This window comes from Acinetobacter sp. NIPH 2100 (assembly GCF_000369805.1).
Lineage (GTDB): Bacteria > Pseudomonadota > Gammaproteobacteria > Pseudomonadales > Moraxellaceae > Acinetobacter.
The window spans coordinates 718,080-732,901 of sequence record NZ_KB850224.1 but is presented as its reverse complement, the minus strand read 5'-3'; the positions used below and the strand labels follow the sequence as shown (position 1 = coordinate 732,901).

At 40.4% G+C, this 14,822-nt stretch carries 17 protein-coding genes; 3 read left to right on the top strand and 14 right to left on the bottom strand.

What is annotated here, in order from left to right:
• Window positions 1-33 precede the first annotated feature (33 nt).
• Genes F887_RS14530 through pheS form a run of 3 tightly spaced genes read right to left on the bottom strand, consistent with a single transcriptional unit; the run spans window position 34 to window position 3,722 of the window.
• Complete coding sequence (locus tag F887_RS14530; protein WP_000126166.1) at window positions 34-330, bottom strand: integration host factor subunit alpha; 297 nt, start codon at window positions 328-330, stop codon at window positions 34-36.
• Window positions 327-2,708, bottom strand: a complete 2,382-nt coding sequence (gene pheT / locus F887_RS14535) for a phenylalanine--tRNA ligase subunit beta (protein WP_005291848.1) — start codon at window positions 2,706-2,708, stop codon at window positions 327-329. The genes F887_RS14530 and pheT overlap by 4 nt, the downstream gene beginning before the upstream one ends.
• Before the next feature lie 33 nt (window positions 2,709-2,741).
• A complete protein-coding gene (gene pheS, locus F887_RS14540) occupies window positions 2,742-3,722 on the bottom strand; it encodes a phenylalanine--tRNA ligase subunit alpha (RefSeq protein WP_005291846.1) in 981 nt (326 codons plus the stop codon).
• Window positions 3,723-3,952: 230 nt separating this feature from the next.
• Here pheS and F887_RS14545 point away from each other — a divergent pair, with 230 nt between their 5' ends.
• Window positions 3,953-4,957, top strand: a complete 1,005-nt coding sequence (locus tag F887_RS14545; RefSeq protein WP_005291844.1) for a hypothetical protein — start codon at window positions 3,953-3,955, stop codon at window positions 4,955-4,957.
• A 60-nt stretch (window positions 4,958-5,017) separates the two neighbouring features.
• Here the strand turns inward: F887_RS14545 and F887_RS14550 are convergent, their stop codons facing one another.
• Both F887_RS14550 and F887_RS14555 read right to left on the bottom strand, forming a co-directional pair.
• On the bottom strand, window positions 5,018-5,215 hold the full coding sequence (locus F887_RS14550) for a hypothetical protein (protein ID WP_005291841.1): 198 nt from the start codon (window positions 5,213-5,215) through the stop codon (window positions 5,018-5,020).
• A 106-nt stretch (window positions 5,216-5,321) separates the two neighbouring features.
• Complete coding sequence (locus F887_RS14555; protein WP_005291840.1) at window positions 5,322-5,699, bottom strand: hypothetical protein; 378 nt, start codon at window positions 5,697-5,699, stop codon at window positions 5,322-5,324.
• Window positions 5,700-5,752: 53 nt separating this feature from the next.
• Here F887_RS14555 and F887_RS14560 point away from each other — a divergent pair, with 53 nt between their 5' ends.
• Window positions 5,753-6,937, top strand: a complete 1,185-nt coding sequence (locus tag F887_RS14560; RefSeq protein WP_005291838.1) for a hypothetical protein — start codon at window positions 5,753-5,755, stop codon at window positions 6,935-6,937.
• A 108-nt stretch (window positions 6,938-7,045) separates the two neighbouring features.
• Here F887_RS14560 and rplT read toward each other — a convergent pair whose 3' ends face one another.
• Together rplT and rpmI are read right to left on the bottom strand one after the other, a co-directional pair.
• Window positions 7,046-7,405: a 50S ribosomal protein L20 gene (rplT, locus tag F887_RS14565; protein ID WP_004664213.1), complete on the bottom strand. Its 360-nt coding sequence runs from the start codon at window positions 7,403-7,405 to the stop codon at window positions 7,046-7,048.
• An 11-nt stretch (window positions 7,406-7,416) separates the two neighbouring features.
• Window positions 7,417-7,611, bottom strand: coding sequence for a 50S ribosomal protein L35 (rpmI, locus tag F887_RS14570; RefSeq protein WP_004278281.1), 195 nt, complete (start codon window positions 7,609-7,611; stop codon window positions 7,417-7,419).
• 237 nt (window positions 7,612-7,848) lie between these two features.
• Here rpmI and F887_RS14575 point away from each other — a divergent pair, with 237 nt between their 5' ends.
• Window positions 7,849-9,102: an MFS transporter gene (locus F887_RS14575; protein ID WP_005291836.1), complete on the top strand. Its 1,254-nt coding sequence runs from the start codon at window positions 7,849-7,851 to the stop codon at window positions 9,100-9,102.
• 35 nt (window positions 9,103-9,137) lie between these two features.
• Here the strand turns inward: F887_RS14575 and F887_RS14580 are convergent, their stop codons facing one another.
• From F887_RS14580 to thrS, 7 genes are all read right to left on the bottom strand, one after another.
• Entirely contained in the window at window positions 9,138-9,563 is a 426-nt protein-coding gene (locus tag F887_RS14580) for a YqaA family protein (RefSeq protein ID WP_005291833.1), read from the bottom strand.
• A 64-nt stretch (window positions 9,564-9,627) separates the two neighbouring features.
• Window positions 9,628-10,479, bottom strand: coding sequence for an arylamine N-acetyltransferase family protein (locus F887_RS14585; RefSeq protein ID WP_005291831.1), 852 nt, complete (start codon window positions 10,477-10,479; stop codon window positions 9,628-9,630).
• A gap of 120 nt (window positions 10,480-10,599) precedes the next feature.
• The gene (locus tag F887_RS18730) at window positions 10,600-11,043 is read right to left on the bottom strand and encodes a hypothetical protein (RefSeq protein WP_005291829.1); all 444 of its coding nucleotides are present in this window, start codon (window positions 11,041-11,043) and stop codon (window positions 10,600-10,602) included.
• A complete protein-coding gene (locus F887_RS14595; protein ID WP_005291828.1) occupies window positions 11,040-11,660 on the bottom strand; it encodes a glutathione S-transferase N-terminal domain-containing protein in 621 nt (206 codons plus the stop codon). Before F887_RS14595 ends, F887_RS18730 begins: the two co-directional genes overlap by 4 nt.
• Window positions 11,661-11,787: 127 nt before the next feature.
• A complete protein-coding gene (locus F887_RS14600; RefSeq protein ID WP_005291825.1) occupies window positions 11,788-12,108 on the bottom strand; it encodes a DUF7709 family protein in 321 nt (106 codons plus the stop codon).
• 171 nt (window positions 12,109-12,279) lie between these two features.
• Window positions 12,280-12,831 (bottom strand): translation initiation factor IF-3, encoded by a 552-nt coding sequence (infC, locus tag F887_RS14605; protein WP_081401483.1) that lies wholly within the window; start codon window positions 12,829-12,831, stop codon window positions 12,280-12,282.
• A gap of 5 nt (window positions 12,832-12,836) precedes the next feature.
• Window positions 12,837-14,759 carry a threonine--tRNA ligase gene (gene thrS / locus F887_RS14610; RefSeq protein ID WP_005210576.1) on the bottom strand — a complete coding sequence of 641 codons (1,923 nt, stop codon included), beginning with the start codon at window positions 14,757-14,759 and terminating at the stop codon, window positions 12,837-12,839.
• Window positions 14,760-14,822: the final 63 nt, after the last annotated feature.

The following is a 14,822-nucleotide window of genomic DNA, read 5'->3' as shown; positions in this document are numbered from 1 at the left end:
TTAAAGTAAAATAAAAAGCATAAAAAAAGCAGATCAATCGATCTGCTCATTCCCAACACGTTGTCTAAATTTCTGTCCCGCTCGGAACGTCACCACTCGACGAGCAGAAATCGGAATTTCTTCGCCTGTCTTTGGATTACGTCCTGGACGTTCACGTTTATCACGTAACTCGAAATTACCGAAGCCAGAAAGTTTGACTTGTTCACCCGCAATTAATGCTTGGCTAATTTCGTCAAAAAATAACTCGACCATTTGTTTTGCTTCGCGGCGATTTAAGCTAGTAAGCTCACTTAAATGGTCCGCCATATCTGCTTTAGTTAATGCTGTCATGAGGCCCTCAATGTCGCTTGGTAAGTGTCTTCCAACACTTGAATAATGTTATCCATACCAGATTTAATTTCAGCATCTTCAAGCGTACGAGTTGGATGTTGCCATAGCACTGCAAAAGCTAAAGAGCGTTTGCCTTGTTCAACCCCTTGGCCCGTATACACATCGAACAACCATGTCGAGTCGAGTAACTCTCCACCAGTTTGCTCAATTAACCGCTGAATATCTCTTACCTCAATATTATCAGAGATTAAAAGCGCAATATCACGTCTAACCGATGGAAAACGTGATAATTCTGTAAAATTAGATACATAAGATTGCAAAACTGCTTGTTGATCCAGCTCTGCAACCCAAGTTGTGTCTAAATCAAGCTCATTCTGCAAAGATGGATGTAAGCGTCCCAAATAACCAATCGATTGTCCATTGACTAAAATCTCTGCAGATTGGCCTGGATGTAGCCATGCACGTTCAGTACGCGCAAATTCAACACTGATACGTCCAGCTGCTAAAATTTCCTCAACCTCACCTTTAAAATCAAAGAAATCCATGACTTGTGGTTTTGCATGCCACGACTCTGGTGTACGTGAGCCTACCGCAATCAATGCCAAAGTTGGAATCTGTTTGAGATCATGAATACTTTGTGCATTCTGATAATCAAAACGTAGACCCAATTCAAAGAAACGAACACGATGCTGTTGGCGATTTAAGTTGTACTGTACACATGGAATCAAACTTGACAGCAAAGTACTACGCATTGCAGCCAAGTCACTTGAAATTGGGTTCGCCAACATCAACGGCTGTACATTTGGATTCAACTGCTTCTCAAGTTTTGCATCAGCAAAACTAAAGCTGATCGCTTCTTGATAGCCTAATGTTGCAACGGTTTGACGTAATTGTGCAATTTCAAAACGATCTTGATATTTCTCTAATTTTGCATCAATTTTTGGCAAACTGATTTGAATATTGTCATAACCATCAATACGAGCAACTTCTTCAATTAAGTCTTGATAAATTGCCATATCATAACGGTGCGAAGGCGGGACAACACGCCACTCACCTTGTGCTTTGGTTTCAACAACACAGCCCAAACGCGTCAAAGCATCGGCAATAAAATCACCGGCCACTTGATAACCGAGTAACTGGTCAACTTGTGCTTGCTTTAGTTCAATCGCTTCACGTTTTGGCAACAAAGCCACTTGCTCAGCAACGGTTACTGGACCAAACTCACCACCAGCAAAAGCTTGAATCAATTCAGAAGCACGATGCATTGCGATCATTGGCAATTCAAAATCTACACCACGTTCATAACGTTGAGATGAATCAGTATGTAAACCAAAACGACGCGCACGACCAGCAATGGCTAAAGGCGCAAAGAATGCACTTTCAAGGAAAATGTCTTGAGTATCATCCGTAACCGATGAATCCAAGCCACCCATAATACCTGCAATAGCGAGAACTTTCTGATCATCCGCAATGACCATCATGTCATCTTGCAGCTCAACGTCTTGATCATTCAATAAAGTCAGTTTTTCTTGTGCTTTGGCTTGACGAACTTGAATTGAACCTTCAATTTTTGCCAAGTCAAAGGCATGCATAGGTTGACCGAGTTCAAGCAACACATAGTTGGTAATATCCACCAAAATACTATGCGTACGAATACCTGAACGTGCCAACGCTTGTTCCATCCACTCAGGTGTAGCAGCTTTGACATTCACATTTTTGATGATACGACCTAAATAACGTGGTGTACCTTCTGTGCTGATCGTCACTGCTTTTTCATCTGTGATTGTTGCAGGCACAGACTGAATCTCAGGCTCATTCATCTTTAACTGATTGATCACTGCGATTTCACGTGCAATTCCACGGATACTGAAACAGTCACCACGGTTTGGCGTAATACTGATGTCAATTACATTGTCATCAAGTTTTAAATAGTCACGGATATTCACACCCACTGGTGCATCAGCAGGTAATTCCAACAAACCATCAATTTTGTCTTCTAAATCAATTTCAGAAGCACCACACAGCATCCCTTGTGATTCCACACCACGCAGTTTGCCTTTTTTAATTTTGAAATCGCCTGGCAGTACCGCACCAATGGTTGCAACGGGTGCTTTCATGCCAACACGAACATTTGGCGCGCCACATACAATTTGTAATGGCTCACCAGAACCAATATTAATCGTCGTTACGCGTAAACGATCTGCATCTGGATGTTGTTCAACGGTTAGAACCTCACCCACGACAACGCCTGTAAATGGTTTTGCTACAGGTGCTAATTCATCAACTTCCAAGCCCAACATGGTCAATTGATCAGAAAGAGCTTCGCTATCAATTGCTGGGTTCACCCAGGTGCGTAACCAATTTTCACTAATTTTCATTTGTATAAACCTTATTTAATCCTGAGAAAATGTTTAGGCAAACTGGCGTAAAAAACGCAGATCATTTTGGTAGAACATACGTAAATCATTGATGCCATAACGCAACATTGCAAAACGCTCTACCCCTAAACCAAAAGCAAAGCCTTTGTATTTATCAGGATCAATCCCTGCCGCACGCAGTACATTTGGATGTACCATGCCACAACCTAAAACTTCTAACCAACGACCGCGCTCATCCATAATATCTACTTCAGCGCTTGGCTCAGTAAATGGGAAATAAGAAGGGCGGAAACGTACTTTTAAATCTTTTTCAAAGAATTCATTTAACAGGTTAATCAATAAACCTTTTAACTCAGCAAAGCTGGTGTTTTCCGCAACGTACAAACCTTCGATTTGATGGAACATTGGTGAATGCGTTTGGTCTGAGTCACAACGATAAACACGACCTGGACACACAATGCGAATTGGTGGCTGGCTGGTTTCCATGGTCCGAATTTGTACACCCGATGTATGGGTACGAAGTAAATGAGTGGCATCAAAATAAAAAGTATCATGCATCGCACGGGCTGGATGATGCCCTGGAATATTTAAGGCTTCAAAGTTGTGATAATCATCTTCAACCTCAGGGCCATACGCAATTTGGAAACCAGCTTTGGTAAAGAACTGGCAGATACGCTCTTGCACCTGAGTCACAGGATGAATACTTCCCATGCGCTGACCGCGGCCAGGTAAAGTAATATCGATTGTTTCACTTGCTAATTTCTTTGCAAGTTCAGCTTGTTGTAATGTCTGTTGACGCTCAGTCAAAGCGCTATTGATTGCTTCACGAACAGCATGGATCGCAGCACCTTGTACTTTCCGCTCTTCAGGATCCATTTTTCCAAGTGCTTTCGACTGCTCTGCAAGCTGGCTTTTTTTCCCTGTAAATTGCACACGAACTTGATCGAGTGCAGCAAGGTCTTGAGCCGCTGCAATGGCAGCAAGCGCTTCAGTGGTCAGGGCTTCCAGTGACATAGTAACTCTCAAAGCAACAAAATATAGAAATATAATAAAACGCTATAGTTTATCAGCTTTTTACCTATTTTATGAAGATAAACCACGGTTTAAATAAGCGACTTTTTCAGTGTCAATGTAAAGATAAAACCACAGGGTGATAAAATAGATGATTTAAATTTTTGAAAAAAATGATCAATAATTAAATAAAATAGATAAGATAACCATATCGTCAATGAGAAAGAATAACGATGGCGCTTGATCAGATTTGGAAACAACAGCTTACACTTGTCACCTATGGCAATGAATTCCTTGCAGGAGGACTTCATTTTAGCCGCTGGGTAGAACACCCAATTTTCAATCAAAAAAGCCTGATTTTTAGAGATTTGCTTTCTCAGCACCTCTTGGCCCAGCACTTTCAAGTTTGGCTTGAAGGCCTAAAAAAACAAGGGGTTAACAAACTCAGCTTACATTTATCAAGCTTACTCAGTGATGAACAAAATCCCAATGCCAATGTTGAGTTACTGCCCTTCACTCATTTCATTGTCAGCCACCAAGCCAACAAAAAAACAGCTTGGATCTGTGGGCATGAACTGCCTGAATGGTACAACAGCGATAAAGAATTTGAAGCCCCAGTTTCCCAGCAAAGTACATTACGAGAAGAAACAGTTTGGCGCTACGAGCTGAATGATAAAATCAGCAAGAAAATTAATGCAGACCTCCAAAAGCTGAACTGGAATGATGTTGCATCCTTCTTGGAACGCGAACTGTTCGACAGCAAATATGCAGAGTATTTTTCAGAACCAGAACAACAAGACTTTCCATTTTATGGGTATGAGGTTGATCCAACAGTAATATCAGAACAACAGCTGGCATTAATTCCAACAGACTATCCAGCAGATTGTGCCCACAACTTATTGCATCGTACTCAGGCATTAACTGAATACTTGGAACAACAAAGACTACATCCTTACAATGCCACGGGTGAACTGATTAGCCCTGAAGAGCAAATTAATCTACGTAATTTTTCGCAAAAAACCGATGATTTATTTGCCAAGCTGATTGTGAAAACGGCCAATCATTATCAAACCGCTCAACTCACTGCCGATGAACCTGAAATCATTGACCGGACCATGGAAGTTCCACAGCATCAACTTGATAAAACGCAACATCATAAAGTTGGAGCGTCGAGCGTCATTAAATTGATTATCCTGACCGTGATTATTTGTCTCGTTGCTTACTATTTTGGCCTCTAACAATACCCGTCATAAAAAAACCTAGATTTCAAAATCTAGGTTTTTTTATTTTTCCATTACTTAAAAAGTGGGTTTGATTTTTAAAAACACCTTATGTCCACCATCATGCTGATTAATGACGTGATGGACATTTTCAATTAAGCCCTCAACTTCAGCATCTGGTCCATAAAAAATTCGAATGGTCTCACCCTTTCTCGGTAAAATACTGAGTTCTATTTCAATCGCGCCTTGTTCCAGACCTTCTACATTCACCAACATATTTTTTACCTTTCTCTTGTTTCCTTTACTGTAAAAAGATTCAAGTCCAAATGTCTAATCAAACATGTTCAGGTTATGTAATCTTGAAATAAATCATAGCTTTGATTTACTCATCATAGTCCAAGTCATCTTCATCAACATTAATAAAATCAGGTTCAGGGGTTTGCTCAAATTGTACCGCTAGAATCTCAGTTTGCTTAAGTAAGCTTGCTTTAGCAACACGGTGCATACCATCCATGACTCGACCTTCAGCACACAGAATAATCGGATAACTCAGATCAGCAGCTTCAACCAATTGAAAATGTTCAATGATTTGCTGTGTGGTCGGATATTGATCTGGAAACCAATAGGCTTCGTTGAGTTCTTGAATATCAACCAGTTGAACTTTCTTGGCAATACACAATTTTGTCAGCTCCACCAAACGATGAACATCCCAGATATAGATATCTTGTGCAATATTGCGAAAATGGTATTGTTTTCTCATAATTTTTTAATCAATCTATCTCTTGTTCAAAAACGATTATAATAGGCAGAAGAGTGTATCTCCATTTACCAAGAATATACCGTCAAATAGCATTAGTCAGTTATGGAAATGAATTTTTAACTGGAGGCGTAGATTCTGAGCTTTTAGACCGACACCCGCTACTCTTCACGCACTTCCCCATCTTACGAAATATTGAACAAGGTAATTTACTGGCTGGCTCTGCTTCACATTTTTTAAGTTATCTAAAATTACAGGGTTTAGAAAAAATCAGTTTGCATTCAGCATCAATACTCTCAGATTTTTTGGGCGAATCCAAACTTTTCAATCTCTCTCAAGTTGAAGGTGACTTTTGCATTGTCTGCCATTTTTCTCAACAACAGTTGAAAGTTCTTGTACATTGTGAAGAAAAACCATACTGGCAAAGTAATGATAACGATGGATACCCATTGTACTCAAACTATAACAATTACCACGACAGTGTTGAAAACTATATATTGATCGATCTTCCGACCGCTGCTATTTCCATTATTGATGAAGATTTGAAACCTATCTCTTGGCAAAGCTTTTTTAATGAATACCAAGAAAAAATTTATTCTTTTGCTGTAGCCCAACGCTTTGGAAACCACCCTATTCCATTGACTGATAATAATTGTTATGAAGGTGATATGTATCAAATAGAAGAACAGTTTCCAGTATTACCTTATAACCTCAAAAGAAATTATGCCAGTATTCTAATGCTCAACGCTGCTCGTTTAAAAAGTCAGTTTGATAATGAATCTCATATTAAAAATGATAATGGTGATTACTGGCAGATGTCTGAAAATGAAAAACTAGAATTTGATACCGCACGCAATATACTCGAGGAATTCCATGCACTGATCCTAAAATATGCTGCCAACCAATATCAAACTTCCAATATTAGTCATCATCAAGAACAACACACTTCTTTTAAATTCACTCCGAAAACCCAAAACTCAGCCGATTTCTCCCCTATTACAGCCCCACTAGCCGAACATGAAACGATCACACCTATTGAACATCAACCACACTTTCGTTGGTTAGGTATCGTGAAATTTTTATGGTCAATGTTATGGTGTTATTGTGCTTTATGGACCTTAGCTTATTTTGCAGTTCATTGGGGCAATCTTTTTATCCTGATTCTTGCACTGTTTTATGCAATATATAAAGTACTTAAAAACTTGGCTGACAAAGAAACCACCAACCAGCAGCATCCCTAGCTTACTAAGCTTCTATCAACCACTCACGACCGTAGTAAACTCCTGTCCCTAGTAATAGGGAAAAATAAAAAAGACCGCTAAAAAGCGGCCTTCTTTGAATCTCTAAGCTTATGCAGCTAATGCGCCTTTAGCTTTTTCAGCTAAAGCAGCAAATGCAACTGCATCATGCATAGCGATGTCAGCTAATACGCGACGGTCGATGATCACTTGAGCTTTTTTCAAGCCATCGATCATACGGCTGTAAGACAAACCGTTAAGACGAGCACCAGCATTGATACGCGCAATCCATAAAGCACGGAATTGACGTTTCTTCTGACGGCGGTCACGGTAAGCGTATTGACCAGCTTTGATTACCGCTTGGAACGCTACGCGATAAACGCGTGAACGAGCACCATAGTAACCTTTAGCGCGAGCAAGAATTTTTTTGTGACGACGATGAGCCACTACACCACGTTTTACACGAGCCATTTATAATCTCCTTAGATGTATGGGCACATACGACGAACTGATGCAACGTCACTTACGTGAACCATTACACAGCCGCGCAATTGACGGATACGCTTAGCAGATTTTTTGGTCAAAATGTGGCGCTTGAACGCTTGTTTGCGCTTAAAACCGTTTGCAGTCGCTTTGAAGCGTTTAGCTGCACCACGGCGAGTTTTCATCTTAGGCATAACAACCTCTTTTGAACACCTGTTCGGAACGTTTGCACCATTGCAAAAACGACCTGCAGGTAAGGGAGCCAGTATTCTAAAGCATAGCAAGCTAAAACAAAAGTAAAATGCTCATTTTTTGACAGTAAATCATCTATTTTATATAAACGTTATTTTCTATAACCAATTCTCAAATTACGAGAAACATCCATAAAATTAACACCTATAATAAGTACAAGCTCTTAAATTCAAAAGAATATGACTATACAACATGATGCATTTGCTGCATTGCGGTATCGGGATTTCTCTATCGTTACAATCAATCAATTCTGCTTAACACTGGCAATTTTGATTCAGGAAATTATCGTTGCCTATTCACTCTATCAAATCACCCGCGACCCCCTCACCTTAGGTTTCATTGGCTTGGCAGAAGCCATCCCATTTATCACACTTTCGTTATGGGGCGGTTATTTCGCAGATAAACTGAATAAGCAGACCATCATGAAAATCTGCTTATTCTTTTCGATTCCTTTACCGTTAATTCTGTGGGCGCTGTTTCATTTACATGGCTTAGAAAAAATTGGAATTAGCACCCTTTCTTGGGGCATCTATGCCGTCATTTTTGCTTTAGGTACCATCCGAGGCTTCTATAATCCATCTGCAACCTCACTCAAACCCTTTCTGATTCCACGTGAACTTTATGCTAACGGTGCAACATGGACCACAATTGGCTGGCAAAGTGGTGTGATCATTGGCCCAATGCTCGGTGGTTTTATGTTGGCTTTTCTGGGACGTGAAACCAGCTTATTTGCGGTTACGGCTTTATTGGCCACCTGCTTTCTATTAATTACACGTTTGCAGAAACGTACTTTCCCGAAAATGGAAACGGAGAATGCACTACAAAGCCTGACCGATGGTTTCCGCTTTATCTGGAAAACTAAAATCGTTTTATGGGCGATTTCGCTCGATCTGGTCTCGGTACTCTTTGGTGGTGTGATTGCGTTATTGCCAATTTTTGCCGAAGAAATTTTAAAAGTCGGTCCTGAAGGCCTTGGCTATTTACGTGCTGCGCCATCCATTGGTGCCCTCATTACCATGATTGCGCTCACCAAATTCCCACCGATGCAACATGCTTGGCGGAATATGTTATTGGCCGTTGCTGGCTTTGGTCTCTTCACTATCCTCTTTGCTTTCTCAAACCATATGTGGCTATCTCTATTCGCACTCGCGATGACTGGTGCCTGCGATAGTATTTCCGTGGTCGTTCGCCAAACCGTATTACAGATTTTCCCGCCAGAAAATATGCGAGGTCGTGTTGCAGCGGTCAACGGTATGTTCGTTTCGTCGAGCAATGAACTCGGCGCTTTTGAGTCAGGTCTCGCTGCCAAATACCTCGGCACAATCACTGCAACTATTCTTGGCGGTTGTATGACACTTGCCGTAGTGAGTTATTGCTGGTTTAAAACCAATGACTTATTCAAAGTTGATATTACCAAGGGTTCAGATCACTAAATAAAAGGGAAAGAAAAGCATCTTTCCCTTTCTCATTAAAAGAGACCAAGATATAAAGCATACAACGTTAAATAGCGACCAGCTTTGGCGATGGTGACAATCAATAAGAATCGCCAAAAGTTCTCCTTCATCAACCCTGCAATCAATGTGATCGGATCACCAATCACGGGGGTCCAACTGAGCAACAACGAATAGAAACCATATTTATGATAAATCTGTTGTGCCTGTTCTAACCGCTGAGCTGAAACAGGAAACCACTTTTTATTTTTAAAGTGTTCAATTTTTAATCCTAGCCACCAATTCACACAGGAGCCCAATACATTACCTACCGTCGCAACAATGATCAGGTAAAAAGGATTGGAAAGCCCTTGTATCAACAGCGTCATTAATACCGCTTCAGACTGTAACGGTAATAAGGTCGCAGCACCAAAGGCCGAGAGAAATAATAAAAAATAAGACATTAATTCAAGGATTCACTCAAAACGGGACAATATACCATCCAGAGCAGACAATATCGTGTGAACCTTATGGATTCAAGGCCAATTTTGCCCAAACCGCTTTAAGCTTTTGTTGCGAAATATCAATCCGAAAAACAGCTTTAATCGTATGTTCAAAATCATCAAAGCTAGATAAAACCTGTTTATCAGATCGCCCCTTGCCGTGCGTTCGGAGTACTCGATCTTTTAAGGTAATTCGCATTTCTGCATTGGCAGTAGATAACATTAAATACTGGGTAAATAATGATTCGGGCGATGTTGAAATATACCAATTGGCAATCAAGGCATCAGCCGTTGCAATCTGCTGTTCGGGGTTAATCGCATAGATATTTACCCATTCATCATGAATACAAGCTTGCAGCATATATTTCATTTCTGTCAGCGCCGCGCTATCTAAATCACACTGTGCCACATCAACGAATCTAAAATCTTCCAATGGAGTCGACTGTGTCTCACCAATATTATTCAGAGACACAATCGTGGTTGGAGTCATGCCTCCAAAGCCAGGATCGTATAAAAATAATTGCTGCTCAATACGGACCAAGGTCACTAAGTGCGTACGAACTGGAGATGTTGTCGGTGTGCTTTGATAGTACACCCGACCAAGTACGTTATACGCCTCATACCCCAGTTCTGTTAGGACAATTCTGGTGAAGGTACTGTGTTCTAAACAGTAAGCTTCACGATTTTCAATCAATAATTTTTGGACAAGTTGATCTTGCTCTAATGAAACCTCATCCCCTAAAAAAGAGGAAAAATTACCAAAAGGAATGGTTTGCACATGAAGGCTTAACAAGCTTTTTAAATTAGCCAAGGTTGGAGAGAAATCGCCTTCAAAACCAAGCTTGGTTAAATAGCGTGTAGAAGTTTTGGATTGCATGATGCTTTATCTTTGATGAACTTAAATCATCCTATCTTGATCGCAGCAAGACAAGATGAAAAATTACACAATTATAAAATAGTCATGCTTACACGGCTAAAAGAATGGTTTTAGCACAGATTATTTCTTCGTTTTCGCGACCTTGGATCGAATAGAAAAATACATAACTGAAAAAATGAATGGAAAAACAAACGCTATCCAAAATGTAAGGTCTGACGTTACAACTCTTTGATACAAACTAAGTTGGATGTTTACATCTGTAACGGTGGCTAAGTCAATCGACACCCTATGATCAAGATAGCTACATAACACCAATGATAAACTTAAAAAGCCAGTAAAAAACCAGCTACTACAATATGAATTTTTGGTTTCCACCTGCAGCCAAGCAAAGAGTGTAGAAAATAAAATCCCTAAAATAGTAATAAAAGCAAAAACCAAGATCGCTAAATGACTCTCTGAATAGAGCTTTTGCAGCTGAGCGCAAAGGCTTGCTGTAAGCAACAACAAACCCATCGCAATTGCCCAATGCTTTAAATAGCTGTACCTTCCAATGTCCTGATTCATCCAACTTTTATGGACAAGGCTTTTTGTATCGCAGGACGAGCGGTTAAGCGTTCGATGTAATCTTTCACATAAGGATAGTCTTCAAGCTGAATGCCCTGCCATTCATAACGCAATGCCCAAGGTAAGATCGCCATATCCGCAATTGAATATTCACCTGCGACAAACTTCTGACCAATCAACTGTTTATTTAAAACACCATACAAACGCTTGGTTTCATTCACATAACGATCAATCGCATAGGGAATACGTTCAGCGGCAAACTTATTAAAATGGTGATTTTGTCCAAGCATTGGACCAAAACCACCCATTTGCCACATCAACCATTGTTCAACCTCAACTCTTTCTTGCTCATCGCTTGGATAGAACAAACCTGTTTTTCGGCCTAAGTATTGTAAGATCGCACCTGACTCAAATACTGAAATCGGTTCACCACGTGGGCCATTTTGATCAACAATCGCTGGAATTTTATTATTTGGAGAGATTTTTAAAAAATCGGGTTGGAACTGATCATTTTCCAAAATATTGATGGGGAAAATCTGATACTCAAGCCCCATTTCTTCTAAGGCGATTGTTATTTTATGGCCATTGGGTGTGCCCCAATAATATAAGTCAATCATTTATATTATCCTATTCATCGTTATCTTGACTGTTGTTGCGTTATAGCACATTTCCTACTTATTGATCAGTAGACAAGCACGAAAAGAAACAATAAAGCGGTGTTTTCAAAGACAATGTTGCAAAGATTTAAGCTTGATTATCCAAGAACTCCTTAGCTTTCTCTCCAACAAATTTACGCCCCGCATTACTGCCATTGATCCACTCTCCCACAGAGAACAAATCAAACATACCCACTTTAAATAAGGTTGGCACAGCGAGGATCAATTCCTCTTCAACCGTACCCCGAACGCCTGCGTTATATAAATTAATATTATGCAGCATGGTCACGACAGTACCCGTTTGTACGCGGCTGCCATCTTTCAGTTTAACTTGTGGAAGCACTTCACCTTCTTGTACAACTTTTTGATTGATTTCAGAGAGTTCTTGAGTACCTATTACTGTAGACATGTATTTTTCCTATTTTGAAATAGTGTCATTATCTATCTACCCTATCAGATCTGGTTTTCATCTGTTGTGACGGCGCTTAGAAATTTTTAACCCACTTAACTCTGATTTGATTATAAGTATTTAAACATAAAAAAAGCACCGCTGAGTGCGGTGCTTTTTTTATAAGAAAAATTACTTTTTCTTTTTCGGACCAATTAACATGCCCATTTGACGACCTTCCATCTTAGGCGCTTGTTCAATCACGCCAAATTCAGCAACGTCTGCTTCAATTTTTTGCAATTGAGCCAACCCAAGCTGTTGATGCGCCATCTCACGACCACGGAATCGTAAAGTGATTTTCACCTTGTTTCCTTCTTCAAGGAAACGCAAAATTGCACGCAATTTAATTTGGTAATCACCTACATCCGTTGCAGGACGTAATTTGATTTCTTTCACTTGCACTTGATGCTGTTTTTTCTTCGCATCTTTTTGCTTTTGCTTTAAGTCAAATAAGTGCTTGTTGTAGTCCATGATTTTACAAACAGGTGGTTCTGCATTCGCAACGATCTCAACCAAGTCAAGATGAGCTTCTTCAGCAGCACGCAACGCTTCAGTTAATGAAACGACACCTTTTTGTTCTCCATCTGCAGCGACGAGGCGTACTTCTTTCGCACGGATCTCTTCGTTAATTGCAGGACGGTTACTTTTAGCACCTTGTTGTTGGTTACGGTCAGGCTGTTTAATCTTTATTACTCCACGATATACCGGCCACGTTCGGCAACGGCAGATTTCACTAAGTCAATAAATGCATCTACTGACATAGTACCTAAATTTTTTCCTGAGCGAGTACGCACATTGACTGTACCTTCTTCAACTTCTCGATCACCGAGAACAAGAAGGTAAGGAATACGCTCTAGGGTACGCTCACGAATCTTAAATCCGATCTTTTCATTTCTCAAGTCAGAAATAGCACGAAGACCATTTTCTTTGAGTTTTGCGACCACTTGCTCACTTGCTTCCGCTTGTGAATCAGTAATATTCATGACACAAGCTTGGATTGGTGTAAGCCATGGTGGCATGAAGCCCGCATAGTGTTCAATTAGTATACCAATAAAACGCTCGAAACTGCCAAGAATTGCACGATGAAGCATGACTGGCTGATCACGATCATTGTCTTCAGTGACATAAGATGCATCTAAACGAATTGGTAAGTTGAAGTCACACTGGATTGTACCGCATTGCCATACACGGCCTAAGCAGTCTTTCAATGAGAATTCAATTTTCGGACCATAGAATGCGCCTTCACCTGGTTGCAGGTCCCAAGCCAAGCCAGCATCATCTAAAGCATCTGCTAAAGATTTTTCAGCCAAGTCCCAAAGTGCATCGTCACCCACACGTTTTTCTGGGCGTGTAGACAATTTCATTTGCACTTCTTCAAAGCCAAAATCTTTATACACATCTAAAGTCAGTTTAATAAAGTCGGCAACTTCTTTACCAATTTGTTCTTTGGTACAGAAGATATGTGCATCATCTTGAGTAAAGCCACGAACACGCATAATCCCGTGTAAAGAACCTGATGGTTCATTACGATGACAAGAACCAAACTCAGCGAGGCGAATTGGTAAATCACGGTAAGATTTTAAACCTTGGTTAAAGACCTGTACGTGACATGGGCAGTTCATTGGCTTGACTGCATAGTTACGACTTTCAGAATGGGTCGTAAACATGTTCTCAGCGTAGTTGGCCGCATGCCCAGACTTTTCCCAAAGCGTAAAGTCTACGATTTGTGGTGTCTTGATTTCTTGGTAACCATTGTCTTGCTGAACTTTACGCATGTACTGTTCAAGCACTTGGTAAATAGTCCAACCATTCGGATGCCAGAACACCATACCTGGTGCTTCTTCTTGCATATGGAACAAGTCTAATGCTTTACCAATTTTACGATGGTCACGCTTTTCAGCTTCTTCGATACGCTTAATATAAGCAGCTAACTGTTTTTTATCAGCCCAAGCTGTACCATAAATACGTTGTAGCTGTTCATTCTTCGCATCACCACGCCAGTAAGCACCAGAGATTTTAGTGAGTTTGAATGATTTTAAGAATTTAGTGTTGGGTACGTGCGGACCACGACACATATCCAAATAGTCTTGATGGTAGTACAAGCCCATTTGAGTTTCATTCGGCATGTCTGCAATCAAGCGTAACTTGTATTCTTCACCGCGTGCTGTGAATTCAGCGATCACATCTTCACGTGGAGTCATCTTTTTAATGACGTCATAGTCTTGGTCGATGAGCTTTTTCATGCGCTCTTCAACCGCAGCCATATCATCCAAAGTAAATGGACGTGGCATCCAGATGTCATAGTAGAAACCTTCTTCGATCACAGGACCGATCACCATTTTCGCTTCTGGGAACAATTGCTTAACGGCATGTCCTACCAAGTGCGCACATGAGTGACGAATGATTTCTAAACCTTCTTCATCTTTAGGGGTAATAATCTGAACTGTTGCATCTTCTGTGATTAAATCACAAGCATCCACCAAGCGATCATTGATACGGCCCGCAACAGTATTTTTTGCAAGACCTGGACCAATGCTCTGAGCAAGTTCCATCACAGAAATCGGATGATCAAACTGTTTCTGATCACCATTTGGTAAAGTAATGATTGGCATAATAAAATCCTTAAGGAGTGATGCCCTCTACGAAGGAGCATATCACCGCGAGATTATGTATTG

What these genes read in the sequence shown, in the direction of transcription:
- F887_RS14530 (WP_000126166.1), bottom strand. Translation starts at nt 330, where the DNA reads ATGACAGCATTAACTAAAGCAGATATGGCGGACCATTTAAGTGAGCTT.
- pheT (WP_005291848.1), bottom strand. Translation starts at nt 2,708, where the DNA reads ATGAAAATTAGTGAAAATTGGTTACGCACCTGGGTGAACCCAGCAATT.
- pheS (WP_005291846.1), bottom strand. Translation starts at nt 3,722, where the DNA reads ATGTCACTGGAAGCCCTGACCACTGAAGCGCTTGCTGCCATTGCAGCG.
- F887_RS14545 (WP_005291844.1), top strand. Translation starts at nt 3,953, where the DNA reads ATGGCGCTTGATCAGATTTGGAAACAACAGCTTACACTTGTCACCTAT.
- F887_RS14550 (WP_005291841.1), bottom strand. Translation starts at nt 5,215, where the DNA reads ATGTTGGTGAATGTAGAAGGTCTGGAACAAGGCGCGATTGAAATAGAA.
- F887_RS14555 (WP_005291840.1), bottom strand. Translation starts at nt 5,699, where the DNA reads ATGAGAAAACAATACCATTTTCGCAATATTGCACAAGATATCTATATC.
- rplT (WP_004664213.1), bottom strand. Translation starts at nt 7,405, where the DNA reads ATGGCTCGTGTAAAACGTGGTGTAGTGGCTCATCGTCGTCACAAAAAA.
- rpmI (WP_004278281.1), bottom strand. Translation starts at nt 7,611, where the DNA reads ATGCCTAAGATGAAAACTCGCCGTGGTGCAGCTAAACGCTTCAAAGCG.
- F887_RS14575 (WP_005291836.1), top strand. Translation starts at nt 7,849, where the DNA reads ATGACTATACAACATGATGCATTTGCTGCATTGCGGTATCGGGATTTC.
- F887_RS14580 (WP_005291833.1), bottom strand. Translation starts at nt 9,563, where the DNA reads ATGTCTTATTTTTTATTATTTCTCTCGGCCTTTGGTGCTGCGACCTTA.
- F887_RS14585 (WP_005291831.1), bottom strand. Translation starts at nt 10,479, where the DNA reads ATGCAATCCAAAACTTCTACACGCTATTTAACCAAGCTTGGTTTTGAA.
- F887_RS18730 (WP_005291829.1), bottom strand. Translation starts at nt 11,043, where the DNA reads ATGAATCAGGACATTGGAAGGTACAGCTATTTAAAGCATTGGGCAATT.
- F887_RS14595 (WP_005291828.1), bottom strand. Translation starts at nt 11,660, where the DNA reads ATGATTGACTTATATTATTGGGGCACACCCAATGGCCATAAAATAACA.
- F887_RS14600 (WP_005291825.1), bottom strand. Translation starts at nt 12,108, where the DNA reads ATGTCTACAGTAATAGGTACTCAAGAACTCTCTGAAATCAATCAAAAA.
- thrS (WP_005210576.1), bottom strand. Translation starts at nt 14,759, where the DNA reads ATGCCAATCATTACTTTACCAAATGGTGATCAGAAACAGTTTGATCAT.